This is a genomic window from Flavobacterium sp. DSR2-3-3, assembly GCF_049896585.1.
Lineage (GTDB): Bacteria > Bacteroidota > Bacteroidia > Flavobacteriales > Flavobacteriaceae > Flavobacterium.
The window spans coordinates 210865-237241 of sequence record NZ_JAFCUP010000005.1; the positions used below are offsets into that span (position 1 = coordinate 210865).

At 34.4% G+C, this 26377-nt stretch carries 19 protein-coding genes; 6 read left to right on the forward strand and 13 right to left on the reverse strand.

From position 1 onward, the window contains the following. Window positions 1-126: 126 nt before the first annotated feature. The 4 genes from ACP7AQ_RS08870 to ACP7AQ_RS08885 form a co-directional block, all read right to left on the reverse strand. On the reverse strand, window positions 127-2892 hold the full coding sequence (locus ACP7AQ_RS08870; protein WP_426095204.1) for a PD-(D/E)XK nuclease family protein: 2766 nt from the start codon (window positions 2890-2892) through the stop codon (window positions 127-129). Between the two features lie 64 nt (window positions 2893-2956). Continuing rightward, window positions 2957-4390, reverse strand: coding sequence for an OmpA family protein (locus tag ACP7AQ_RS08875; protein ID WP_426095205.1), 1434 nt, complete (start codon window positions 4388-4390; stop codon window positions 2957-2959). A gap of 112 nt (window positions 4391-4502) precedes the next feature. Beyond that, window positions 4503-5696: a glycine C-acetyltransferase gene (gene kbl / locus ACP7AQ_RS08880; RefSeq protein ID WP_426095206.1), complete on the reverse strand. Its 1194-nt coding sequence runs from the start codon at window positions 5694-5696 to the stop codon at window positions 4503-4505. A 48-nt stretch (window positions 5697-5744) separates the two neighbouring features. Further along, window positions 5745-9479: a UvrD-helicase domain-containing protein gene (locus tag ACP7AQ_RS08885; RefSeq protein WP_426095272.1), complete on the reverse strand. Its 3735-nt coding sequence runs from the start codon at window positions 9477-9479 to the stop codon at window positions 5745-5747. A 253-nt stretch (window positions 9480-9732) separates the two neighbouring features. On the opposite strand from ACP7AQ_RS08885, the gene rbfA reads away from it, so the two are divergent. Next, window positions 9733-10125 carry a 30S ribosome-binding factor RbfA gene (gene rbfA, locus ACP7AQ_RS08890; RefSeq protein WP_035669309.1) on the forward strand — a complete coding sequence of 131 codons (393 nt, stop codon included), beginning with the start codon at window positions 9733-9735 and terminating at the stop codon, window positions 10123-10125. A 3-nt stretch (window positions 10126-10128) separates the two neighbouring features. Beyond that, window positions 10129-11328, forward strand: a complete 1200-nt coding sequence (locus ACP7AQ_RS08895) for an ABC transporter permease (protein WP_426095207.1) — start codon at window positions 10129-10131, stop codon at window positions 11326-11328. Window positions 11329-11417: 89 nt separating this feature from the next. On the opposite strand, the gene dusB is transcribed toward ACP7AQ_RS08895, so the two are convergent. The 3 genes from dusB to ACP7AQ_RS08910 are packed head-to-tail and all read right to left on the reverse strand — an operon-like array spanning window position 11418 to window position 14475. Beyond that, window positions 11418-12410: a tRNA dihydrouridine synthase DusB gene (dusB, locus tag ACP7AQ_RS08900; protein WP_426095208.1), complete on the reverse strand. Its 993-nt coding sequence runs from the start codon at window positions 12408-12410 to the stop codon at window positions 11418-11420. Between the two features lie 39 nt (window positions 12411-12449). Beyond that, on the reverse strand, window positions 12450-13217 hold the full coding sequence (locus tag ACP7AQ_RS08905) for a TIGR03915 family putative DNA repair protein (protein WP_426095209.1): 768 nt from the start codon (window positions 13215-13217) through the stop codon (window positions 12450-12452). Further along, on the reverse strand, window positions 13195-14475 hold the full coding sequence (locus ACP7AQ_RS08910) for a putative DNA modification/repair radical SAM protein (RefSeq protein WP_426095210.1): 1281 nt from the start codon (window positions 14473-14475) through the stop codon (window positions 13195-13197). The genes ACP7AQ_RS08905 and ACP7AQ_RS08910 overlap by 23 nt, the downstream gene beginning before the upstream one ends. 243 nt (window positions 14476-14718) lie before the next feature. Here ACP7AQ_RS08910 and lepA point away from each other — a divergent pair, with 243 nt between their 5' ends. After that, window positions 14719-16515, forward strand: coding sequence for a translation elongation factor 4 (gene lepA, locus ACP7AQ_RS08915; protein ID WP_417959202.1), 1797 nt, complete (start codon window positions 14719-14721; stop codon window positions 16513-16515). A 101-nt stretch (window positions 16516-16616) separates the two neighbouring features. Here the strand turns inward: lepA and ACP7AQ_RS08920 are convergent, their stop codons facing one another. Beyond that, a complete protein-coding gene (locus ACP7AQ_RS08920) occupies window positions 16617-17549 on the reverse strand; it encodes a 1-phosphofructokinase family hexose kinase (protein WP_426095211.1) in 933 nt (310 codons plus the stop codon). Window positions 17550-17655: 106 nt separating this feature from the next. Here ACP7AQ_RS08920 and thiL point away from each other — a divergent pair, with 106 nt between their 5' ends. Beyond that, entirely contained in the window at window positions 17656-18702 is a 1047-nt protein-coding gene (thiL, locus tag ACP7AQ_RS08925) for a thiamine-phosphate kinase (protein ID WP_426095212.1), read from the forward strand. A 61-nt stretch (window positions 18703-18763) separates the two neighbouring features. On the opposite strand, the gene ACP7AQ_RS08930 is transcribed toward thiL, so the two are convergent. From ACP7AQ_RS08930 to ACP7AQ_RS08945, 4 genes are all read right to left on the reverse strand, one after another. Beyond that, window positions 18764-19459, reverse strand: coding sequence for a response regulator (locus ACP7AQ_RS08930; RefSeq protein WP_426095213.1), 696 nt, complete (start codon window positions 19457-19459; stop codon window positions 18764-18766). Window positions 19460-19486: 27 nt separating this feature from the next. Then, window positions 19487-21508, reverse strand: a complete 2022-nt coding sequence (locus ACP7AQ_RS08935) for a tetratricopeptide repeat-containing sensor histidine kinase (protein WP_426095214.1) — start codon at window positions 21506-21508, stop codon at window positions 19487-19489. A 103-nt stretch (window positions 21509-21611) separates the two neighbouring features. Next, window positions 21612-21800, reverse strand: coding sequence for a hypothetical protein (locus ACP7AQ_RS08940; RefSeq protein ID WP_426090707.1), 189 nt, complete (start codon window positions 21798-21800; stop codon window positions 21612-21614). 176 nt (window positions 21801-21976) lie between these two features. Continuing rightward, complete coding sequence (locus ACP7AQ_RS08945) at window positions 21977-22789, reverse strand: LytR/AlgR family response regulator transcription factor (protein ID WP_426095215.1); 813 nt, start codon at window positions 22787-22789, stop codon at window positions 21977-21979. A gap of 483 nt (window positions 22790-23272) precedes the next feature. Between ACP7AQ_RS08945 and ACP7AQ_RS08950 the strand changes: the two genes are divergently transcribed. Then, entirely contained in the window at window positions 23273-23800 is a 528-nt protein-coding gene (locus ACP7AQ_RS08950) for a DUF3575 domain-containing protein (RefSeq protein WP_426062772.1), read from the forward strand. Window positions 23801-23852: 52 nt separating this feature from the next. Here ACP7AQ_RS08950 and ACP7AQ_RS08955 read toward each other — a convergent pair whose 3' ends face one another. After that, a complete protein-coding gene (locus tag ACP7AQ_RS08955) occupies window positions 23853-25394 on the reverse strand; it encodes a glycine--tRNA ligase (protein ID WP_426062771.1) in 1542 nt (513 codons plus the stop codon). 97 nt (window positions 25395-25491) lie between these two features. Here ACP7AQ_RS08955 and ACP7AQ_RS08960 point away from each other — a divergent pair, with 97 nt between their 5' ends. Beyond that, entirely contained in the window at window positions 25492-26175 is a 684-nt protein-coding gene (locus ACP7AQ_RS08960; RefSeq protein ID WP_426095216.1) for a ComF family protein, read from the forward strand. Window positions 26176-26377: the final 202 nt, after the last annotated feature.

A 26377-nucleotide genomic window follows, 5' to 3' on the forward strand; every position in this document is an offset into this window, starting at 1 on the left:
AAGCGCGTATTTAAAGGTTTCAAATCCTCCAAAAATCCATGCCAATGCACTTATTGACACGTTTATCGTCAAAGTACTTTTGTAAAACTCAATGATGTTGGCTAATTTTCTGATTGTGAATTCTATTTAAATTATTTTCTCTTCGAAAGGAATGTTCACATCTAAAATTTCGCTTAATAAAAGAACCATTTGTTCTAAATAATTACTCAAAATTTCTTCATTTATAATTGAATTTATCTCTTTGTCTTCTTTAAAATTGAACGGCAGAAAACCAGCTTTTAAATTCTTAAAAGAGATAATTCCGGCTTCAATTGGCTTTCCTTTTGCTTCGTGCTCATACATGAAAGCATACGCGAGCACCTGAATGATTTTATCGCTTTTAATATCTTCGGTTAATCCTTTCCAGAATTTCAACGTGACGCTTGCTTTTTCTACTTTTCCGGTTTTATAATCGATAATTCGAATAATTCCGTTGCGCTCTTCTATTCGATCTACATTTCCCTTTATCAATACCGGAAAAGGCAAATTAGGATGATTTAAAGTTCTTCCAAAAGTTTTTTCCAAAGCAATTATTTTTATTGCATCACCGTTTTTAATGCTTTCTAATTCTACTTTTAAGAAATTAGAAATATTTCGTTTTGCTACTTCAAACGCCAACAAATTTCGACCTTTTTTGATTTCGCCTTCTTTGTAAACCAATTTGAATTGTTTCAAAACCTCAGCGTCTATTTGTTTGAAACAATTTAAAATATCACTTTCCGAAATGAATTTACCAACGAATGGCTCGTATAAAACCTTCAACGTTTCGTGGATAATGGTTCCTAGCGTATTCAGGGCAATATTTTCCTCGACTTCTTCGACTTCGCTGATGCGCAAAATCTTCTGGAAATAAAACTGAATCGGATTCCGAATATAACTCGTCAATGCAGATGGAGAAAAACCTTTTTCAGCAATTTCTTTCAATCGCAGCATTACACGTTCCGATTTTGGAATGACCATCGGTTGATAGGCTGTTTCGGGTAAAACTGCATTGTAAATTTCGTGTGATAAAGTATGATTTTTTTGCTTTTCGACTTCCAGTTGCGTAATGAATCGGCTTTTTTCACCAGCATCCAAACCTTCACTTTCGGTGTTATACAGTAAATAAATGTTCTTTGCTCTTTGTAGTAAATGATAAAAGTGATACGTGTAAATCGCATCTTTTTCTTTGAATGTGGGCAATCCTAATTCGCGTTTCACATCATACGGAATAAACGAATTTTGCGATTTCCCCGCCGGAAATTTGCCTTCATTCATCGAGGTGACGATAACAGTGTCAAAATCCAAAACACGACTTTCTAACACTCCCATGATCTGCAAACCATTTAACGGTTCGCCTTCAAAAGAAACTTCGGCTAAATCGATCACTTGTTTATATATTGCATAAAGCGTTTCTATTTTATCAATATGCAGGTGCTTCGAATAATAATTAATTAGTTTATTGATGACTTTGAAGATAGCGAAAACAAAAGCTTTCGTAATTTTTTCTTCCTCGTTATCGTTACTTAAATTTTCTTTTATCGTTTGCAATAATTTAGAAATCGTCTGTAATACCGGAATCGAAACATTTTCCCATTTTTGGAACAACAACAGAAACAATTCGCTTGGAACTACATTCAATTCCATCAATTTATGATGGGTGATAAATGTGTAATTGTTTTGATTAATGATCTTAACCAGTATATTTGTATTTGCATAAGGCTCCACCAATGGATGCGTCAATATATCCAAAACATCTTTGTAATACAACACATAACTTTTTGCATTTCTTGATAACGCATTCGTGTGCATTTTGAATAATTTGGCAATTAAAATTTGGGCTGGATTGTTTTTGCTTGAATACCCCATTGTAATATTCAAAGCGCCAACACTTGACGGTAACGAATATAAAAGCGGTATTAAAAGATTTTCTTCACCAAGTACTATCGCCACTTTATCTAATTTCCCTTCCGGATTTCCATTGATGACGTTTTCGATAATACTTCCCGCGATTTTGGCTTGGCCAATTGATTTTGGTGTACCAATAACCTGAATGTTTTTAATCTGCGAAAAATCATTTACAATCCACTCAAACGGATGCAATTTATAATGTTTCCAACTCTCCTTAAAACGTCGCACAAACAATCCTGCATCGTGGTACGGATCATTGAGAAAGGTTTGGTCTACATCCCAATATATTTTGGCCTGATCAGAAGCGATAAGATGTTGGATTATTTTTTCTTCGGCTGCATTCAACGCATTAAAACCAGCAAATAGAAACTGTTTGTCTTGTACGGTATTTGAAAAATGATTTAAGTTATTTACTGCCTCGCGATAAATCAAGCCTTGATACCCAATTCCTTTATTCAGTAAATGAGTGTACAGAGATTGATAGTAATTGGGTAGTAATTTCCAAAAATCAATATATTTCTCTAATAATACCGTTTTGTTTTCAACTTCAATTCCCCATTTTTTTATATCTTCAATATCTTTCAGATACGAAAGAACATGCGACGGTTCTAATAAATAACGGTCAATTTCATTGAAGTCCTGTAATAATGTTTTGGCCCAATTGGCAAATAACTCAAAGGATTGTTGATTTGCTTTATCAGTGATAGATAAGTAGACTTCGTAAAATTCAAATAATAACTCTATTGGATCTACTGCTCGGATTCCAGCTATATTTTGAACAAAATCTTCGATACTTATAATTTCTGGAGAAAATATATTTATTTTGACTTGATTTTTTAACGCTTCAATCAGGAATATTTTAGCTCTTTTGTTTGGTAAAACTACAATTATACTGGAAAGATTGTCTGAATGATTTTCAATTAAAATCGAAGCTATTTTGTCAAGAAAGGAAGTATTTGTCATTTTATAAAAATAAAAAAAACGCCCCGATAAATCGAGGCGTTTTCCATAAATATTTTATAAAAATTTATTCTTTTATTACAGAAATTTCAGTTCTTCTGTTCATTGCTTTTCCTTTTGCAGTTTTATTAGTTGCAATTGGTTTAGTCTCACCAAAACCTGTATGCTGTAATCTATCAGCATTAATTCCATTTTCAATCAAATAATTTTCAACCGCGTGAGCTCTATTCATAGATAAAGTTTGATTCAGCTCATTACTTCCATCACTATCAGTATGCCCTTCAATTAAGAATCTTGAATAAGGATATTCTTTTAAGATTGCAGTGATTGATTGTAAAATTGTATAACTTTGATTTTTGAAAGTAGATTTTCCAGAATCAAATAAAATTGTTCTACTATACTCATTTAATTTCATTATCACTTCTTCTGAAACTTCTGGACAACCTTGATTAGCAACAGTACCTCTAACATCGATACATTTATCATCTTTATCTAGAACACCATCTCCGTCAGTGTCTGGCCATGGACATCCAGCATTTTCTTTAGGACCCGCAACAGTAGGACATTTGTCATCTTTGTCAGCAATTCCATCACCGTCAGCATCAGGACAGCCGTTTAATGCAGCTAAACCAGAAACAGTAGGACATGCATCATTTTTATCAGCAATTCCATCTCCATCAGTATCAGGACATCCGTTTAATGCAGCTAAACCAAAATCATTTGGACATTCGTCAGCACTATCTTGAATTCCGTCTCCATCAGTATCAGGACAACCGTTGAATTCTTTTAAACCAGCAACTTCAGGACAAGCATCATCTTTGTCATAAATTCCGTCACCATCAGTATCTTTACCACCAAATTTGAAGATAAGACCTGCTGAATGTTGGAAGTGTGATGGAGCATCTGGAACACCAGCTGCATCTTCTCTATCTCCAAAAGATTTTTTATACCTTGTTGCAAGTTCTAAACCTACATTATCAGTAAACCAAAATGTCAAACCAGCGCCTGGGTTTAAAGTTCCGTAGCTACTATCACCAAAGAAAGTATATCCTCCACCAATAGATAAAGAGGGATCAATTACTTTAGAACTAATTAAGTTCATAAAACTATATTTGATAGTTGCATCAACACCATAGTACATCAAATCTCCAGGATCAGATACTTTATATCCACGAGAATCGCTTCCAATAGTTCCAGGTGCAAATTTTACGTAGCTATCAATTTTATTCACAGATCCAGATAAACCGAAAGAAAAATTTTCACCAACGAATCTAGATACACTAAGGTACGATACTGAAGGAAGAATATTCCAATTGTCTTTAACAGCAAATGGTTGAGAAAAATGGCGATCTAGCCAATTATGTCCTCCACCAGCACTAGTTCTAGTGTCAACGGCATTAACTCCAAAAGAGATAGCCCAAGGATTGTTACTGTCTTGTGCGTGAGAGCTTAAACCCATCACCATCATCACAGCAACTAAAATTTTGTTAAGATGTTTCATACTTAATTTTTTTAATTACAATTTAGTTAATTACATACAAAAGTAGTACGTAAATTTTAAACTACAAAATGAATTGTTAAAAAAAACCTACAATCATTTCTAAAAGTGGGAATTATACAACATTTAACATTCTTCCAACCTCAATAAATGCGTTAATTGCTTTATCCAAATGCGCTATTGTGTGGGCTGCAGACAGTTGTACTCTAATTCTTGCTTTATCCTTAGGGACAACAGGAAAAAAGAAACCTACAACAAAAATACCTCTTTTTAACAGCTCATTTGACATCGTCTGGGACAATTTTGCATCATAAAGCATTACCGGAACAATTGCTGAATCACCTTCAACAATATCAAAACCTGCTTTTTTCATTCCCTTTTTGAAATAATTAGTATTCCATTCCAATTGATCCCGTAAAACAGTATCTCTCTCTAATATTTCAAAAACTTTTATAGATGCTCCAACAATAGCAGGCGCCAAAGAATTAGAAAACAAATACGGTCTGGATCGCTGACGCAATATTTCGATAATTTCTTTTTTTGCAGTCGTGTAACCTCCCATGGCTCCTCCAAGCGCTTTTCCTAATGTTCCTGTAATGATGTCGACTCTTCCCATTACACCTTTTGCCTCGAGCGTTCCTTTTCCAGTTGCTCCAATAAATCCGGCAGCATGGCATTCGTCTACCATAACCATCGCGTCATATTTATCGGCCAAATCACAAATTTTATCCAACGGAGCTACAACACCATCCATAGAGAAAACGCCATCGGTAACAATTAATTTAAAACGAGTTCCAACTTCAGTAGCTTTGATTAATTGTTGTTCCAAATCTTCCATATTGCTATTTTCATAACGATATCTAGCAGCTTTACACAAACGAACACCGTCTATAATGGAAGCGTGATTTAAACTATCTGAAATTATAGCATCATTTTCTCCTAATAAAGGTTCGAAAACTCCACCATTAGCATCAAAAGCTGCAGCATAAAGAATAGTATTTTCGGTTCCGTAAAATTCAGAAATCTTTTTCTCCAATGTTTTGTGAATATCCTGAGTTCCGCAGATAAAACGAACCGATGACATTCCGAAGCCATGAGTATCCAAAGCGTCTTTAGCAGCCTGAATCACTTCTGGGTGCGATGATAATCCAAGATAATTATTGGAACAAAAATTTAAAACAGTTTCTCCTGTAGAAATAGTGATTTCTGCTCCTTGAGGTGAAGTTATAATTCTTTCTTTTTTGAAAATTCCGTTATCTTCAATGGTTTGTAATTCTGCTTGAAGATGTTCTTTTATTTTTCCGTACATTTTTGCTGTTTGTTAAAGTTCAATTTTGGGAATAATTCATTATTTCGGTTACAAATTTACTACATCGATTTCTTTTCCGATGTAAATTAGTGCTTTTTTTGTCACTTTAAAACCCATTAGCTCAATTGCTGTTTGATAATTTTCCAATTGCTGTTGGTATTTCACATTGTGTATTCCCGTTTTATAATCCAGCAGCAACACTTCTTTGTTTTTTGTTAAAACCATACGATCCGGCTTGATGGTTTTACCTTGTTTTTGAATAATAGTTTGTTCATTCAAAACTTCATTCCCTTCGGCAAAACAAATTTCTAATTCACTGTGATTAACAATTTCCCGAATTGTTTTCAAAACTATTTCTTTTTGACCAAAAGTTATCAATCCGTTTTCAATAGACTTTGTAATTGCCAATTCAATATCGTTTTTCGTTTTCACAAAAGATAAAATTTCGTGAATTACATTTCCATATTCAATGGCTTCCTGTTGATGAGTTCCCCACATTAATGCCTCTCGCTGCGCAATTTTTATATTCTTTGGATTTAGAATTTCAGACACGAGAGGAATCGTTTTTGAAGAATCGACGTGTTGTTTTGCTACAGACAACTTCGTCGCATTTCCAAATTCATATTCCAATTTATCTTTAACAAATTCACTTTTGCTTTCCAAATAATTAATGAAAAAGCTGCACATATTATTCTTTGGGATTTCACCTTTATTGGATAAATTCATATTCGAAATTACATACAACTGCTCTTCAGCTCTTGTCAAAGCCACATACAAAACATTGACATTATCCAATAATTCTTCCTGTTTCTTTTGATTGTAAACCTCCGCAGCTTCCTCGCCAAATCCTTCTACCGCACTGCTGTTGTCAATTAAAACCTTTGGCAATCCGAAATCCTGTTCTTCCGCATTCAGCCATAATTTATCTTTTGGCTTTCTGTTGTAATCCTCCTCGGCAAAAGGAAAAATCACGACTGGAAATTCCAATCCTTTCGATTTATGAATCGTCATAATCCGAACGGCATTAGTCCCTTCCGGCGAAGGAATACTAAATTTCTCCGCGTTTTTATCCCAGAAATTCAAGAAATCAGCGATTCCTGCTTGGTTTCGAATATCTCGTTCTAAAACAATGTCTAGAAAATATTGAACGTAAGCATTCCCCTCCCCAACCCTCCCCGAAGGGAAGGGAGACGAAACGGGAGCAATAGTTTCTAGATAGGTTTCTTGACTCACTAGCTCCTTTTTTATTTCTTCCAAAACATCTGAAATACTCTTTACAACTTGCTCATTTGTAAATCGAATGACTTTATACCCTAATTTTTTTAAAGTGTTTGTTCTATTTTTATCAAATTGAATTTGCTCTTTAGTAAAATGGTATTCGCCATCTACTTCAACAACGAGTTTTTTTGACAAACAGACAAAATCAACAATAAAATCATCAATGAGATGTTGCTGCCTGAATTTATAATTTTCTAATGATTTAGATTTAAGATCCATCCAAAGAATTTTTTCAGCATGTGTTTGTTCTTTCCTCATTGCTTTAGCCTTATCGATTGAAAGGTGAGAATAATTTCCGCCCGTCATGTATCCAAATTTATTTGATTCAACAAGACGGGCTTTATCCATCTGATCAACTACTACGTCACCCTTTACTTTGGAGAGGACTGGGGAGAGGAACTTTGCTATTATAGTTTCAACTGCTTCATACAATGATTTTTTTCGAATGTTTTCAAAAGACAATTCCACATCAAAACTCATCAACCACTTTTCGAAATCAGTTTCCTGAAATAATGCCATTCCTTGAGCAATAAAATCATGAATTGGTAATTTATCCTGACTGTTTTGAGCTAAATATTGAAGAAAATTTGCTTTAGATTCCAAATCAGAACTGTTTTTAAGGTACTTTAATAAATGAATAATCAACCGAACTTCGGTGGCATTTTGAATCATCAAGGTTTCCGATGACAAAAGTGGAATTCCTTGCTCGGTCAGATAATTCGCAATCGCAATTCCTTGGCTTCGTTTCCGTGTCAGAATCACAATATCTTTGTATTGAAAGCCTTGTTGTAGTACTTTTTGAATCGTATTTAATGTTGCTAAAACATACAAATCAGTTTTATCTAGAGCTTCTTCATCTTCTTCCGAAGTTTCTATTTTTGGAATGAACGAAATATTTACGTAACCACCGGTTTTATCGTTGGTTTTTTGATGGCTGTGATTTTCGTATAAATCTTTATAATCCAAATGTTCAAATTCATTGGACAACAGTTTAAAAAAATCATTATTGAATTCGATTATCTTGGAATAAGAGCGGTAATTTTTGTCTAAATGTTCGAGTCTTTTATCTGGATTATTGAACGGATTTTGGTCTTTACTCAATTCAATAAACTGTTCCGCTTTTCCACCGCGCCATCTGTAAATGGATTGTTTTGGATCGCCCACGATCATCAAAGTTCCTTTTACGCCATAATCATCTTGGCCTGAAAGCGCATTATCGATTAACGGAATTAAATTTTGCCATTGCATTTCGGAAGTGTCCTGAAATTCATCAATAAAAAAATGACGGTAACGCTCGCCCAATCGTTCGTATATAAAAGGAGCCGGTTGATTTTGAATTTCGCGATGGATAATCGCATTAAATTCTGAAATGGAAAGCACATTTTGTTCCTCCTGAATTTTAGCCAATTCATTACTGACGGTATTTAGTAATGACAAAGGCGTAATGTTTTTGAGAAATGCTTTATAAAAATTTATCTTTTCAAAAGCTGAATAAACTTTAGTAAGAATCTGCAAAAATTCAGGAATCAACTTCTCAATAATCGCTCGATCTTTGGCTGTTTTATTTATTACTATATCATCAAACTCGTGAAAAGTTTTATTCTTAGGATTGAATTTCCCTTGCTGAATACTATTGATATGATTTGGAAAAGTGCCTCTGGAAAAAGATTTTACATCAATCCCGTTTTTATCAATTAAAGTCAAGGCTTCTTCTGCAAAAACAATGGTTTGCTTTTCTAAATCTTTGCAGGCTTGAGTTAATTTGACTTTAATTTCGACAAACTCAGCGATGGATTTATCTTGAAAATGGGTGATTTCGTTTCGATTATTTTCGTTTAAAACCAAGCGACCGGTTTCGAGAATTTCACGGGAAATGTCCCACGACTTATCATCATCGGTTTTTTCCATCGTGAAATCTATTAACAATTTTGTTAATGTTTCATCTTCTCCGGCTTGCGCGATGATGGCATCAACGGCTTCAATTAATAAATTTTCAGTATCCAAAGTGACTTCAAAAGTCATTGGTAAATTTAGATCGTGCGCAAAAGCCCGAATGACTTTATGCGTAAATTTATCAATGGTCGAAATATCAAAAGCGGCATAATTATGAATAATGTGCTTGATAATTTGCTGTGATTTGGTTTTGATTTGGATAATAGAAAGTCCTATTGGTTCCTCACTCCATTCTTCAGGATTATTTTCTTTCCGTTTTCCGTTCACCAAATCCTGCATTAAGTCCTGCGCTTTACCGCTGGGTTCATCTTTGGCAAATTCGGATAAACTACCTACGATTCGGCTTTTCATTTCGTGTACCGCTTTGTTGGTAAACGTAATGGCGAGAATATTGCGGTAGGCATCATTTTTGGGCGCGACAAGGATAATTTTCAGGTATTCTTTAACAAGCGCATACGTTTTTCCGGAACCGGCCGATGCGTCGTATATAGAGAATGAAGGTCTACTTTCACCAGCCCTACCCTCAGGAGAGGGAGCCGAAACTGGATTTATTTTATGTTCCAAATTGACGTTTTTTATACATTACGATTTTAGATTTCTGATTTCGAATTATCGTTCTAATTTCCCAAATCCCCTAGCCCTGATGGAAACGGCATCCTTTTCATAAGGTGCATTTTTTCATCACCTTAAGAAAAGATACAGTGAACAGCAGGAAATAGCTCCTAAAAATACAAGTATTAACAAGTTACTTTTAAAATTTGTCCCTAAACTTCGGGATAAAACTTAAAAGTAGTATTTTTGCAGCATGGAAACAAATAGACAGAAAAAAATAGGTGGGGTTATCCAAAAAGATTTGGTTGATATTCTGCAAGGTGAAGTGAGAAAAAACGGAGTGGCAAATTTAGTCATTTCGGTATCCAAGGTTACGGTTACTACAGATTTATCAGTGGCTACGGTTCATTTAAGTGTTTTCCCTCAAGACAAAGCCAAAGAAATTTTAGAGGCGGTTAAGTCCAATGCTAAAAACATTAAGCATGATTTATCGCAACGCGTACGTTTACAATTGAGAAAAGTTCCCAATTTGGTTTTCTTTATTGATGACTCTTTGGATTACATTGAAAAGATTGATAATGCCTTAGCGAATAGAGATAATCCTATAGAAAATAGAGATCTTTTGGACAAACGCAGATTTCAATAAAATTTGAATTTCCCCCTTTACATAGCCAAACGCTACATTCTTAGCAATAGTAAAAATAATGCTATCAATATCATCAATCGGATTGCCAGCATGGGAATCATTGTTGGTGCCATGGCTTTGTTTGTGGTTTTATCTGTTTTTAGTGGGTTGAAAGTTTTTAGTCTTTCGTTTACAAATGACATTGATCCCGATCTGAAAATAAGCAGTACTTTAGGAAAATCCTTTTTGATATCTCCAAATCAGGAAAGCCAAATCAATAAAATTGATGGATTGTCTTCGTATACTAAAATAATTGAAGAACGTGTTTTATTCACTTTTGACGGAAAACAAGAAGTTACGTACTTAAAAGGTGTTGATTCTAATTTTAGCAAAGTAAATGCTATTGAAAAGAAACTTTTTAACGGACAATGGCTTAAACCAGATACGTATCAGGTGGTAGTTGGTTACGGAATTGCCGAGAAATTCTCGATGGGATTATTGGATTTTAATCGTCAATTGGAAGTTTTAGTTCCAAGACCTGGAAAAGGCGCTATTGAAAATCCGGAACAAGCTTTTAATAAAACGGATTTAATTCCTGTTGGGATTTATGCCATCAGCGAAGATTTAGATTCGAAATATGTTTTTGCCGATTTAGGTTTAGCGCAAGAATTATTGGAATACAAAACCAATCAGGTTTCGGGGATTGAAATCAAGACGAAAATCGATGCTGACGAAAGTGTAATTACAGACCAACTTAGAACTATTTTCAACAATAAAATCACCGTAAAAAACAGGGCGCAACTCAACGAATCGCTTTATAAAATGTTGAATACCGAGAATATTGCCGTGTATTTGATCTTTACGTTGGTGATTGTTGTGGCGCTATTCAACTTGATTGGAGCGTTAATTATGATGATTTTGGACAAAAAAGGAAACCTAAAAACCCTTTTTAATCTAGGAACCGAAATCAAAGATTTGCGAAAAATATTTCTGCTTCAAGGCACATTACTAAGTGTTTTTGGTGGAATTATTGGCTTGTCTTTAGGAATTATCATTGTTTTACTACAAGAGTATTTTCAACTAATTATGATTACTCCTACGCTGGCGTATCCCGTTGTCTTCTCGCTTGAAAATGTACTGATTGTTATGGGAACAATTGTTACGCTAGGCTTTATTGCTTCGCTGATTGCGAGTAGCCGCGTGAGTAAAAAGTTGTTGGAATAAGATTTCCGCTTTAAAATAAAACACGAATTCCACCAATTTACACGAATCAATTTGTGCAACTTAGTGGGATTCGTGTTTAAAGTCATCAGCTAAACAACCTCATAACCCGCATACGTTTCTTCAATTTCACTCAAAGCGGCAAACAACTCTTCCGGTCGGTCTAGGGTTACCAATTGTTGCTTGTGCGTTTTAAAAGAATGAATTCCTTTGAAATAATTGGTGTAATGAGGACGCGTTTCAACAATTCCTAGTCGCTCCCCTTTCCATTCCATGGCCCAATTGAGGTGATTTCGCACTGCTTCGACTCGATCAATAACGGTGGGTTTAGCTAAATGTTCTCCTGTTTTGAAATAATGTTTGATTTCTTCAAAAATCCAAGGATAACCAATCGCAGCACGACCAATCATGATTCCGTCAATACCGTATTCATTTTTATATTGTAATGCTTTTTCAGGAGAGTCAATGTCGCCATTACCAAAAATAGGCATCGTTATTCTAGGATTATTTTTTACTCGCGCAATGTGCGACCAGTCGGAATGGCCTTTGTACATTTGGGCACGAGTTCTGGCGTGTATGCTCAAAGCGGCAACACCAATATCTTGCAGACGCTCTGCAACCTCATCAATATTAATAGAATTATCGTCCCAACCCAAACGCGTTTTTACAGTAACTGGCAAATGAGTACTGTTAATAACAGCCTTAGTCAGACGAATCATCAAATCGACATCTTTGAGAACTCCGGCTCCGGCACCTTTACAAACGACTTTTTTGACAGGGCAACCAAAATTAATATCAATTATATCGGGATTTACAGTAGACACAATCTTTGAGGACATCGCCATGGCTTCCTCATCACCACCAAAAATCTGGATTCCAACTGGACGTTCGTAATCAAAAATATCTAATTTCATTCGGCTTTTGATCGCGTCACGAATCAATCCTTCAGAAGAAATAAATTCCGAATACATCATATCGGCACCATGCATTTTACACAATCTACGAAACGGCGGATCGCTCACATCTTCCATAGGTGCAAGAAGTAGCGGGAAATCTGGTAATTCTATGTTGCCAATTTTTATCAAGGGAATTTTTTTTGCAAAAATACGGAAATGTTTGTAAGTCTAAAACATTTTCTTTTCGGTTAGGTATTTCCAATATCGTTTTGGAACATGCTGTATGTGAAGCTTGGTGTTTTTTCGTTCTTTTATATTGGTATGATCAAAATACTCCCACCACAGTTTTTGATAATTAATTTCTGTGTCCGAAAAAACTTGATTGTTTTTATCATCTAATGATTTAATATCTAAATCCATCATCACAACTTCGGCATCTTTTAAATCGTAATATACACCATATTTACGTCGTAAATCATAAATAATCCATTTCTGATCTTGGTAACGATTTTTAAAATGTCTGATGATCAAGGTCAACACATCAAAATCGGGATCAATTTTCGCAAAGTAGATACCGTCTTTCAATTGTTCGAATCTAATGAATGCTTCCATTCGGTGCTTTTCACGCCCCACATTTTTGGTTAGTTGAGAAATTTGCAATACACTTTCATTTGCAAAATCCTTCATAATATTTATGGTAGGATTTTGAACCGCATAATTTATCACATCAAAAATCACATCTTCAACACCAATTTTTTCAGACAGAAAGGCGTAAATGATACAGCGAACACCATCACTCCCAATTTGCGCGTTAAGCTTTTTAATAACCCGATCGGATTTAGAAATATCGGTACTGATTTCTATTTTTTCAACAAATAAGTTGTGCTGTAAATCGTCTTTTTTACTGATTTTTGGGTTTAAATATTTGAATTCATAGATTTCAAAAACGGCAGTTACTAAACCCTCAAAAGTATTATCGTAGGAAAGTTGTGTCATTGAGTAATGATAATTGATTATCAAACGGTTTCTCAAATTTTGATTTCATATCACTGAGAATAATTTCCTTTAAATTCAGGGCATTCAAAAATTTTAAATGGGTATTTTCGTTGCTTACGGATATGAAATATTTTGCTCGGTTTATCGATACACCAATTTTTTTTAGATGTTCCATGGTTAGATTTTGGAATCGTCTGGCATGAACAATTTTGTGTGCCGATTTTACTCCGATTCCAGGAACACGAAGAATCATTTCTAGCTGCGCATTTTGAATAATTACTGGAAATTGCGTGATGTTCCGGAGAGCCCATCCCATTTTAGGATCGACTTCTAAATCGAGAAATGGATTGTTTTTTTCAAGAATTTCATTGGCTTTAAAGCCATAAAAACGCATCAGCCAATCGGCTTGATACAATCTGTTTTCACGGACCAAAGGAACTTGAGCACCAATGGCTGGCAATCGTGCGTCATTGGAAACTGGAACATAACCAGAATAATAGACTCGTTTTAGGTTAAAATTATTGTAAAAATGATCGGCAACCTGAATGATTTGAAAATCGTTTTCTTGCGTTGCCCCAACAATTACTTGTGTGCTTTGTCCAGCTGGTGCAAATTTTGGTGTGCTTTTGAATTTTTTCTTTTCTTCTTTGTATTGAATGAGTTCATTTTTTACAAAACGCATCGGCTTAATCATGTCCTGATGATTTTTATCTGGCGCCAACAATTTCAATCCAGATTCAGTAGGAATTTCTAAATTCATACTCAACCTATCTGCGTATAATCCGGCTTCACGCATTATTTCATCAGAAGCTCCAGGAATACTTTTCAGGTGGATATAGCCATTAAAATTGTGTTCCAGCCTTAATTTTTTGGCTACTCGAACCAAACGCTCCATCGTGTAATCGGCATTTTTGAAAATTCCTGAACTTAAAAAAAGACCTTCAATATAATTTCTTCGGTAAAAATTGATGGTTAAATCAACCACTTCTTCTACGGTAAAAGCGGCGCGCTGAATGTCATTACTTTTTCGAGTGACACAATAAGCACAATCGTAAATACAAAAATTAGTCAATAGAATTTTGAGCAATGAAACACATCGTCCATCTTCGGTGTAAGTATGACAAATTCCAGAAGCCGACGAATCGCCAAGTCCTTTATTGGTGTTTTTTCGATTCCCGCCACTTGAGGAACACGACACATCATATTTTGCTGCGTCTGCCAGAATTTCTAATTTTTCTTTGATTTTATCGTAATCCACAGTACCTTTTTCTTTCTTTTATTTAAACAAAAGTACAGCTAATAATAATTGTAAAACAGCTATTTAACATTTTTGTATTCTTGTAAAAACCTTCTTTTGGACGGTAAAATATTTAAAGAAATTATGAAAAGTTTACTTTATATTTGCAAACTTAAAGTAGGGCTTAGAAGGGCCTGGACAGATATATAAAAGAAGATGATATGTTAGGCATTTCATATTTTCAAAAAATAATATTATTAAGATATGAAACACATACGTAATTTTTGCATTATTGCACATATTGATCACGGAAAAAGTACACTTGCTGACCGATTATTAGGTGCTACACAAACCGTTACTGCTCGTGAGGAAAAGGCGCAATTACTCGATAACATGGACTTGGAGCGTGAACGTGGGATTACTATAAAAAGTCACGCGATTCAGATGGAATACACCTATAAAGGGCAAGAATACATCCTGAATTTGATTGACACTCCGGGACACGTAGATTTTTCGTATGAAGTTTCTCGTTCGATTGCAGCTTGTGAAGGCGCACTTTTGATTGTAGATGCAGCGCAAAGTATTCAGGCACAAACCATTTCGAATTTATATTTGGCTTTGGAAAACGACTTGGAAATTATTCCGGTTTTGAATAAAGTGGATTTACCAAGTGCTAATCCGGAGGAAGTAAGTGACGATATTATTGATTTACTTGGCTGTAAATTGGAGGATATTATTCACGCTTCAGGTAAAACTGGTTTTGGTGTAGAAAATATTTTGGCTGCTATCATCGAAAAAATTCCGCCACCATCAGGAAGTGTTGACGAGCCGTTACAAGCATTAATTTTTGACTCGCATTACAATCCATTTCGAGGAATCGAAGTTATTTTTCGTGTAAAAAACGGACAGATTAAAAAAGGTCAGAAGATTAAATTCATGGCTACGGGCAATGAATATTTTGCGGATGAGATAGGTACTTTAAAATTAAACCAAGTTCCAAAACAAGTCATTTCAGCAGGCGATGTCGGATATTTAATTTCTGGAATTAAAGAAGCAAAAGAAGTAAAAGTAGGAGATACGTTGACGGATGCGAAAACGCCAACAACAAATATAATAAAGGGTTTTGAAGATGTGAAACCAATGGTTTTTGCGGGTATATATCCTGTGGATACCGAAGATTATGAAGAGTTGAGAAACTCTATGGAAAAACTACAGTTGAATGATGCTTCGTTGGTGTTTTTACCGGAAAGTTCTGCAGCTTTGGGATTTGGTTTCCGTTGTGGATTCTTAGGAATGTTGCACATGGAAATTATCCAAGAGCGTTTGGAGAGAGAGTTTAACATGACTGTAATTACTACCGTTCCCAACGTTTCGTATTTGGCTTACACCAAAAAAGATCCTACAACGCCGCTTATCGTAAACAACCCTTCGGACTTGCCGGAGCCTTCTCGTTTAGACCATGTTGAAGAGCCTTTTATTAAGGCAACTATCATTACCAAATCCGATTACGTCGGAAATGTAATGAGTTTATGTATCGAAAAGCGTGGGTTGATTACCAATCAGACGTATTTGACTACGGAACGTGTAGAGTTGACTTTTGACATGCCTTTGGCAGAGATTGTATTTGACTTTTACGACCGTTTGAAAACCGTTTCTAAAGGATATGCCTCGTTTGATTATACTCCAATTGGGATGCGAACTAGTAATTTGGTTAAAGTGGACATTTTGTTGAACGCTACGATTGTTGATGCTTTATCATCGTTGATGCATGCCGACAATGCATATCACATTGGTAAAAAAATGTGTGAAAAACTGAAAGAATTAATCCCACGCCAGCAATTTGATATTCCTGTTCAAGCGGCGATTGGGGTAAAAGTGATTTCTCGTGAGACGATAAAAGCGTTACGTAAAGACGTTACCGCCAAATGTTATGGTGGTGATATTTCCCGTAAACGTAAATTATTGGAAAAACAGAAAAAAGGTAAAAAACGAATGAGACTCGTTGGAAATGTTGAAATTCCACAAGAAGCGTTTATGGCTGTTTTGAAGTTGAATGATTAAAAATTATTGTAAATTCTGACTCGAGCAAAGCGAACTGGCGAGGTAATTTAAAACTATAGATGAAACCTGACGATGTAAAAATTATCAGGTTTTTTTTGTTTTTATTTACCCTTCAACCAATCAAATAATCGTTTAGCATCTTCATATTTAAACAATTGAGTTCCTTCATTCATTGTTGCTGCCGAGCCGCAAGCCACTCCCCAACGGATAACTTCTTTAAGATTTTTATTTTGCGAAAGTGCCCAAACTATCCCACCCACCATACTGTCGCCGGCACCTACTGTACTTTTTTTGGCAACATTGGGAGCAGGAACAAACTCACAAGAGTCTTTTGTAACCAAAACGGCGCCTTGTGGACCAAGGGAAACGACAACAATTTCGGCGCCACCATTTGTAATGATTTGCTTGGCAGCTTCGTTTACTTCCTCCAGTTCCAATCGCTCCACGCCTATTAATTTTGCGAGTTCACCAACATTAGGTTTAATCATATAAACACCAACTTCTAATGCTTTTTTTAATGCTTCGCCTGAGGTATCGATAATTAACTTTGCATTTGATTTTTTGGCAATTTCTGCAATTTTTGAATAAAAATCAGTAGACAAACCTTGATTCAAACTACCGCTGGCTACTAAGAATTTTGGGTTTAAAGTTGATATCGTTTCCAATACTCTATTGCTTTCTTCTTCGGAAATTCTTCCGCCCGTAAACCCAAATCGGTATTGAGAATTAGTATTATCATCCACGGCAACAAAACTTTCTCTGGTCCAACTTTTAACGGTAACAGCCTCATAAGCAATTGATTCCTTGTCAACCAACTCTTCAAGCATTTTACCTGTTGGCCCGCCAGAAGTAAATACCGCTAACGAGGTTCCTCCTAAACGGGAAATCGCCTTAGACACATTGATTCCGCCGCCACCAGCATCAAAGAGTGGTTCATCACAGCGTATTTTTTGTTCCGGTTTTAAGCCTTTAAAGTGAGTACTTTTGTCCAAAGCAGGATTAACTGTTATCGTAACTATATCAAATGACTTCATTTTTTATGATTTAATTACTCTAAAGGTCGAATAAAATTCATAAAAATTGGTACAAATCAAGGCGAATATTTCTTCGTATATTTGCAACCTCAAAACAATTAAAATAATGATTGAAGATAAAAACCCACAACGTACTAGCATAGCTCAATTAGGAGAATTTGGATTGATAGACCATTTGACAAAAAACTTTGAAATTAATCAGCCTTCTACTCTAAAGGGAATTGGGGATGACGCAGCCGTTTTGGATTTCAAAGACAAAAAGGTGGTTATCTCTACCGATTTACTCATTGAAGGTGTGCATTTTGATTTGGCTTACATGCCGTTAAAACATTTAGGCTATAAAGCAGTTGTGGTAAATGTTTCGGACATATGCGCGATGAATGCCAAGCCAACTCAAATTACGGTTTCTGTAGCCGTTTCCAATCGTTTTCCTTTAGAAGCTCTAGACGAATTGTTTGCAGGAATTACGCATGCAGCTCGTGAATATAATGTAGATGTTATAGGCGGCGATACGACTTCATCTCAAAAAGGATTAATTATCAGCATAACTGCTATTGGTGAAGCCGACGAAAATGAAATCGTATATAGAAACGGCGCGAAACAAACTGATTTATTAGTAGTTACCGGAGATATTGGAGCTGCTTACATGGGACTGCAAGTTTTAGAAAGAGAAAAGCAAGTTTTTAAGGTGAACCCAAATTCACAACCAGATTTAGATGCGTATACGTATTTAATCGAACGTCAATTGAAGCCGGAAGCCAGAAAAGATGTCCGTACTTTATTGCATGCTTTAGAAATAAAACCAACTTCAATGATTGACATCTCGGATGGATTGTCATCGGAAATTATGCATTTATGCAAACAGTCCAAAGTGGGTTGTAATCTATATGAGGACAAATTACCAATAGATCCTCAATTTATTTCTGTTTGTGAAGAATTCAATATCGACAGTACAACCGTTGCGATAAACGGTGGGGAAGATTATGAATTGCTTTTCACTATTGCTATGGAGGATTTTGAAAAAATCAAAGGCAATCCAAATTTCACTATCATTGGTCACATGACACAGGAAAGTGAAGGGATTCATTTAGTTACTCGTGCCAACACCAAAATTGCGTTAAAAGCACGTGGCTGGGATGCTTTGAGTGAATAAAGTATACATTAGAACAACAAAAAACGACACCTAATAAGTGTCGTTTTTTTGTAAAAGAAATTTAAAAAAGCAATCCTTTATTTTTAGCTTCTCGAATTAAGTCAATGTCACTGCCGTCTTCAATTTTTAATAATTCTTTTAGTTTTAATTTTCTTTGTTCTATTGCACCCAAAGAAATTGGAATATATTGAGGAATAGTATTCAACTTAGTACCTTTTGATATATGAAACAAAATTTGTTTATCAAATTGATCGATTTCGATTGCATCTTCCTCCGATTGGGCTAACATTTTTAGAACGGATTGACTGTAATACTTTTCATCCTTTATAACTTTGTCAAAAGCAAAAAGCAATTCGTCAAATGTTAAATCATTTTTTATAGCCAGTGCACTTGGGTTTATCGTATTGATAATTGTTTTAATCTTCAGCAATTCCGTATACATGGTTAGCAAAATGATTTTGCAGTTTGGCATATATTCAGATAATAACTTCGCTAAATCCTCCCCAGAATAAATATTTTTTTCTTCAAAAGGAGGCATGCTAATATCCAAAAAAGCGATGTCAAATGCGGGAATATCTGGATTTGTAATAATCTGGTATGCTGATTGACAATCTTTAGCTTGAGTAATAAAAAACTCAAATTCATCCGGATTATATCTGGTAATTGCATTTTTGTAACCTTCAATAATGAACGGATGGTCGTCAACTATTAAAATTTTATTCTTCGTTGTTAATGTATCAACTAAATTAATCGCCATTTTTTGTGTAAATTGTAGGTTTATTTTCTATTGTATTGGGGCTGTAACGGTTATAATCGTTCCTTTACCTTTTGCCGATTTAATGTCAAAAACTCCATCGCATTCCTTGGCTCGAAAAAGTATGTTTTGCAGGCCAATTCCTTTTTTGGCTGTTTTCACATTAAAACCAATGCCATCATCGGTGATTTTTAAAATCAAGTAATCCGCTTCTTTTTTCAGTTCTATTTTAATGGTATTTGCATTGGCATATTTATTAATATTTTGGAGTGCTTCCTGCAAAATACGATATAAATTAATTTTTACCGGGTTACTCACCAATTCCCATTTTATCGCAGAATCAATATTAGAAATGAGTTTTGATTTATAAGTCTTTTTTTGGTCTTCAAATAAATTATCAATTATCGCGACGAAGTTATTAATTAATTCTGATTTTTCTCTATTAAGATCATGGGAAATCTCACGAATATCCTGCTCAATATTTTTTAATTCTGTTAAATAGTTGTTTCTTTTTTCAATAGCAGTCTCATCAACAACTTTATTTAAACTATCTAAGTTAATTCGTACTCCAAACATTCTGCCCAAAACTCCATCATGCAATTCTTGCGCCACTCTTTTTTTCTCCTTAATCCTATTTATTTCGATTGTGTTTTGTTGTGAAATCATTAAATTATAAATCTCTTCATTGGCAATCTGCTGTTGTTGCTTGAATAACAATTCTCTGTTTTTTGCTTTTTGTGTTCTAATGACAAATGAAAACAAACCAATCATCGCTAATCCGCTAAAAATATATACTAAATTTCTATTTTGTTGAACTAAGTCCGTATTTTCGCTTTTGATTTCCTCTGTTTCAAACTCTATACGGGAGAATTTATTCCCTATTTTACGGTCTGATCTTTGGAGTTTTTCATTGACAAGAATGTATTCTCTGGCATATATCGCCGCGTTTTGTGGTTCTGTTACAGATAATTGCTTTAACGAGTTTAAAATATCACGATAATTATTAGTCTCTTGTGATAACTTAAGCGCTTGTTTGGCATACTTACTTGCATTTACACTATCATTCTCAGACATAAAATATACTGATAAATTAATTTTACTTGCAATAACTCCAACTGTAAACTGCAAACTATCCCTGATTTTTAATGACTTAAAAAACAACTCTGGCAATTCATTTTTCTCATTCAGTTTAAATTTGGTATAAGCTAAATTATCTAACAGCATGGCATACAGTGAGGGTTTGTCTTTAAATACATTCTCTTCTTCTAATCCTTTTTGAAAAAAAGATTTTGCTTTCTTAAAGTCTTTTTTATTTTGATAAACTAATCCAATATTATTATAAGAAGTAGCCTTTGGCTGAAAAACTGATGGAATTATTTCATCAATACTCGCCAAGGCTTTGTTATGGTATGTCATTGCATTATCAAAATCATCTAATTCGTTATAGATTAATCCCAATAAATTATAAGCATGATACAACACTTCACTTTGATCTGTATCATTTATAATTTTTAAAACTTTAGAAGCGGCTTTTTCAGATCCCAAAAAATCACTTACGTTATATTGAAGATTGGCTTTATTCAGAATCGTTCTTGCTTGATTGGTTTTGTCTTCTAGTTCGAGATACATTTTCTCGGCTTTGTCATAAAATAAAAAAGAACTATCCGATACCGCTTGAGAATAATAATAATCCCCTAAGTAGGTATAGCCCTTTGCAAGACTAAACAAATCCTTTTTTTCTTCAGATTTTTTGAGTATTACAAACACTGCTTTTTTATACTCTTCAAATTTGTCTAAGTTGTAATACCGGTTAGCGATTTTAAATAAATTCACACGGTGTAGCGAGTCATTTTCTTGGTCAGCAATAATTATTGATGCTTTTTGTACGTATTGCTCTCGCAACTGAGTAGGCAAGTCAAAATCATTAGCAAAAGTTAAATAAGAAGTAAGGCTGTCTTGTGAGCGCACATTTACAGCTGACGCTCTTTTCTTTTGGTTACAACCCAAAAAAAAGAATGTTAAAACAATTACTATATAGGAAGTTAATTTCAATAGGAGATTCTTATTTCATCAAAAATAACAAAATAAAATTAGTACCATAAAAAAAGGCTGTCAAATTTCTTTGATAGCCTTTTAAACTTATAGGAGAAGTTTACTAATCTACTTTTTTATTCCCAGCGCTTGTTGATCCGCTTCCAGCAAGCTCCAATCTCACATTTTCGATTTTAAAAACCTCTGCTTTATTGTCTTTTTTTGTTACTGAAGTGATTTTTTCATTTGAAGTAAAAGAAGTTAATACCATTACTAAAGAGAATAATCCGATTGTTAAAATTGCTTTTTTCATAATTTGGGTTTTTTATGTTGTTGTTTTGATTTATCTTATTTAGAAGCACAATTAATCTGTGATTCTTCTGTAAAACTACACAGACAACTTAATTTTTTCCTACAAAAAAAGACGTTTATGGTAGAATGCATCCGTTTGGTGGTAGATGAATATCAAATTTGAGTGCATGGCTGATTTTATATTTCTAAATAATTTCCGTTAGCAAACTCGGAGATAATGAGATCGACATTGATCTTGTATGATTTAGAAAAAGGAAGTTTTTCAGGACTATTTTTAATATAACAGAGAGAATTTCCACTATGAATTCTGGAAATATAATTACGGTTTACAATGTAACTATTATGAATTCTAATAAATGGATACGACAATGCTCGTTCAAAATGTTTCAATGTTTTAAAAGCAGTAATCATTTCTCCATTGTTGAGATAGATATCTGTTGAATTATTATCCGCCCGCAGATAACAAATGTCTTTTGCATCAATATAACGATAATCTCCATAAGACTTAATACACAATGTCAACGATTGTCCATGACTTATCGTTTCGGGTTGTGGGAGGAATGTTGGTTTTTCATCAAAAGTTATAGGTTCATTCAAATCTACTTCACTTTCAACTTTTGACTTATTTAATTTTAATATCAATTTTACCAGATCAATTCTTAGCAGTGGGTTTACGAAATAATCGAAAACCTCACATTTTATAGCATCAAAGGCTAAATCTTTATTGCTGGATGTAACAATAATTTTTGGGATAACTTTTAAATACCTGTGCAGTTCATTGATAAGTGCCAAAGACAAATTACTGGCTTTATTATTAGGATCAATTTCGAGAAAAACTATTAGAGGAATATGTTCTAAAATAAGATTTAGTCCATCAGTGTAATTATTTGCGGACGCCACAAAAGTAAGCTCTGAAAAACTATCAGCAATGCCTTTTGTTTTTAGAACACCTTCTTGATTGTCGTCAATAATAATGTACGAGTAATTCATCAATGGCTTTTCCTGAAATTATGAGGCATTAAATCTGATATTCAAAGCAAAACATACTTCAGATCATTAAATTACTATCGTGGTTTAGGGAAACTAATTATACGAAAGCATGAAAAATCAAATAAAAGAATCTTATTCAACATTTTAAAAATAATCATTTAACCTTTTTTCCTCATAAGTTGTTAATATGTTTTAAACAAATGTTAACACATTAAGATGAAGTGCAAATATATCCGATAAAAAGCGTTGTTTTTTATTTTCTAACCAGTTAAAATAAATTTCATTTAGTAAACCATACCTAAAAAACATCTCGTTATTATCACAAAAAATTTCCAATAGAAAAGCTGGGACTTATTTTATTACTGACATAAAAATTAACGGTATCGATTGATTATTACTCTGTGCAAATTAGCCAGCAAAAAATTAAACGTAAAAAATACTTTTTTTACAAATTTATCTTACTTTTATAAAAAAACCAACATTATGAAAAAACTATTTGTATTAATTTGCCTAACTTCTTCTCTATTTGGTTTTAGCCAAGAAAAAGAAACAGTCGATTTTAAAAGAAATGAATTAAAAGGAAATGCACTTTTATTGGTGATAGGCGCCGGAGAATTCACTTACGAACGATTACTTAGCGAAGAATCCGGAGTTGGAGTATCATTATTTTTCAATTATGATGATCAATTTTACACCAAATTTAGCCTAACTCCCTTCTATCGTTTTTATTTCAGTAAAAAACCGGCGGCTGGTTTTTTTGTGGAAGGTTTTGGGATGCTGAATTCTTATGATAGCTATGTTTATAACAATAATTCATACGATCCATACAATTCAAACATCGAAAACAGAACCGATTTTGCACTTGGTTTTGGTCTGGGTTCTAAATGGATTACCAAAAAAGGATTTCTTTTTGAAATAAATGCAGGTGTTGGTAGAAACTTATTTAATAGCAGCGATACTGATAATGAAATAGTAGGACGAGGCGGAATAACATTAGGTTACAGATTTTAAACAAAAAAGCTTCTCAATCGAGAAGCTTTTTTTTAATATTAATCGCAACTAATTACATTTTCATCAACCAGTTTTTCATTGAAACTTCATTTTCAATAATTGATTTTAAGTCTTTAATAGCCACACGATCTTGTTTCATTGTATCTCTGTGACGAATCGTTACCGTTTGATCTTCTATTGTTTGATGATCTACTGTAATACAAAACGGTGTTCCAAGCGCATCTTGTCTTCTGTAACGTCTTCCTACGGCATCTTTTTCATCATACGCCACATTAAAATCCCAACGTAAATCGTCAATGATTTTATGCGCGATTTCTGGTAATCCGTCTTTTTTAACCAATGGCAAAATTGCCGCTTTAGTTGGAGCCAGAACCGAAGGTAATTTCAAAACAATTCTTGTGGAGCCATCTTTTAGCGTTTCTTCCTTCAATGAAGTCGCGAAAACTGCCAAGAACATCCTGTCTAATCCTACTGAAGTTTCTACTACATAAGGAACATAATTCTGATTCAATTCAGCATCAAAATATTGTAATTTTCTGCCGGAAAACTGTTCGTGTGCTTTCAGATCAAAATCGGTACGAGAGTGAATTCCTTCCAATTCTTTGAATCCAAAAGGGAAATTAAACTCAATATCAGCAGCTGCATTCGCATAATGCGCCAATTTCTCGTGATCGTGAAAACGGTAATTTTCTTTTCCTAAACCAAGGGACAAATGCCAACTAAGTCTAGCCGCTTTCCAATGTTCGTACCATTTCATTTCATCGCCTGGACGCACAAAAAATTGCATTTCCATTTGTTCAAACTCACGCATACGGAAAATAAATTGTCTTGCAACGATTTCATTTCTAAATGCTTTTCCGGTTTGTGCTATTCCAAAAGGAACTTTCATTCGACCTGATTTTTGAACATTCAGGAAGTTCACAAAAATACCCTGAGCCGTTTCCGGACGTAAATACAAATCCATCGCTGAATCAGCTGAAGCTCCAAGTTTTGTTCCAAACATCAAGTTGAATTGACGCACTTCGGTCCAATTTCTGGAACCTGATTCCGGACAAGCAATTTCTAATTCTTCAATTAATGCTTTTACATCTTCCAAATCTTCGTTTCCTAAAGAACGCGCCATTCTTTCCAGAATTTCTCTTTCTTTGGCTTTGTACTCCATGACACGGGCATTTGTCGTAACAAATTCCTGTTCGTTAAAAGCATCTCCAAAACGAGCACGTGCTTTTTCGATTTCTTTGATTGCTTTCTGATTTAGCTTTTCGGCATAATCTTCAATCAAAACATCGGCTCTATATCTTCTTTTTGAATCTTTGTTATCAATCAATGGATCGTTAAAAGCATCTACGTGACCTGATGCTTTCCAAGTAGTTGGGTGCATCAATATTGCCGCGTCAAGACCTACAATGTTATCGTTCATTTGAACCATTGCTTTCCACCAATATTCGCGTATGTTCTTTTTTAATTCTACTCCGTTTTGTGCATAATCATAGACCGCACTTAAACCATCGTATATTTCGCTTGACGGAAAAATAAATCCGTATTCTTTTGCGTGCGAAATTACATTCTTAAATAAATCTTCTTGTTTTGCCATAATAATGCAAAAATATAAAAAGTGAACTTAAAAAAAAGAAAATTGTTAAAGATTGAAGCATTGATTTGTCTATTTTTATAAATAAATCCCTGATTACATGTTTGAAAGCATTATAAATCTCTTTTTTCCAAAAGTCTGTTCCGGTTGCAGCTCCTTTTTATTATCCAATGAAAATGTAATTTGTACGGTTTGCAGACACGATATTCCACTGACAAATCATCATTTAAATTCCAAGAATGATGCTTTCAAAAAATTTTACGGACGAATTCCTGTAATCCATACTTCGGCATTATTTTATTTTCATAAAAAAGGAATTGTACAAGAACTTATCCATAATTTAAAATACAAAGGACACGAGGAAATTGGGGCAATTCTTGGCGAATGGTACGCCGAAGATCTAAAGAACATTGACTCACTACAATCTGTTGATGAAATTATTCCTGTTCCATTACACCGAAAAAAGTTAAAAGAAAGAGGATACAATCAGGTAACTGCTTTTGGAAAAGCACTTTCTTCTGGTTTAAATATCGATTATAATGATTCGCTGCTGATCCGCAATGTGTACTCAAAAACGCAATCCAAGAAAAACTTATTAGGAAGAACAGAAGGAATCGAAACCATTTTTGATGTTTCTTTTACTGGAAAAGACCACAACAAACATTTCCTTTTAATTGATGATGTAATCACAACAGGCGCAACACTGGAAGCTTGTTCCAGAGCTTTGCTGAAAATTCCCGGCGCAAAAATCAGTATTGTTTGTATGGCCATGGCGCAATCTTAATTTAGAAATTTTAGTTCTAAAACGTACAGTAAAAACAGAATGGCAATTTAAAACACAGCCGTTTTTTAGCCCTGATTACTTCACCAAACTTTTATTCTCATGTGAGTTCAATGAACTTCGTTTAAAGTGGAAATCCTTTTTACGCGCCTTTGCAACAGATAAAAAGATTACTTCATTATACTTTTATTTTAATTGGTGTTCA

Coding starts and splice junctions, on each gene's coding strand:
- ACP7AQ_RS08870 (WP_426095204.1), bottom strand. CDS start 2,892: ATGACAAATACTTCCTTTCTTGACAAAATAGCTTCGATTTTAATTGAA.
- ACP7AQ_RS08875 (WP_426095205.1), bottom strand. CDS start 4,390: ATGAAACATCTTAACAAAATTTTAGTTGCTGTGATGATGGTGATGGGT.
- kbl (WP_426095206.1), bottom strand. CDS start 5,696: ATGTACGGAAAAATAAAAGAACATCTTCAAGCAGAATTACAAACCATT.
- rbfA (WP_035669309.1), top strand. CDS start 9,733: ATGGAAACAAATAGACAGAAAAAAATAGGTGGGGTTATCCAAAAAGAT.
- ACP7AQ_RS08905 (WP_426095209.1), bottom strand. CDS start 13,217: ATGACACAACTTTCCTACGATAATACTTTTGAGGGTTTAGTAACTGCC.
- lepA (WP_417959202.1), top strand. CDS start 14,719: ATGAAACACATACGTAATTTTTGCATTATTGCACATATTGATCACGGA.
- ACP7AQ_RS08920 (WP_426095211.1), bottom strand. CDS start 17,549: ATGAAGTCATTTGATATAGTTACGATAACAGTTAATCCTGCTTTGGAC.
- thiL (WP_426095212.1), top strand. CDS start 17,656: ATGATTGAAGATAAAAACCCACAACGTACTAGCATAGCTCAATTAGGA.
- ACP7AQ_RS08930 (WP_426095213.1), bottom strand. CDS start 19,459: ATGGCGATTAATTTAGTTGATACATTAACAACGAAGAATAAAATTTTA.
- ACP7AQ_RS08940 (WP_426090707.1), bottom strand. CDS start 21,800: ATGAAAAAAGCAATTTTAACAATCGGATTATTCTCTTTAGTAATGGTA.
- ACP7AQ_RS08945 (WP_426095215.1), bottom strand. CDS start 22,789: ATGAATTACTCGTACATTATTATTGACGACAATCAAGAAGGTGTTCTA.
- ACP7AQ_RS08950 (WP_426062772.1), top strand. CDS start 23,273: ATGAAAAAACTATTTGTATTAATTTGCCTAACTTCTTCTCTATTTGGT.
- ACP7AQ_RS08955 (WP_426062771.1), bottom strand. CDS start 25,394: ATGGCAAAACAAGAAGATTTATTTAAGAATGTAATTTCGCACGCAAAA.
- ACP7AQ_RS08960 (WP_426095216.1), top strand. CDS start 25,492: ATGTTTGAAAGCATTATAAATCTCTTTTTTCCAAAAGTCTGTTCCGGT.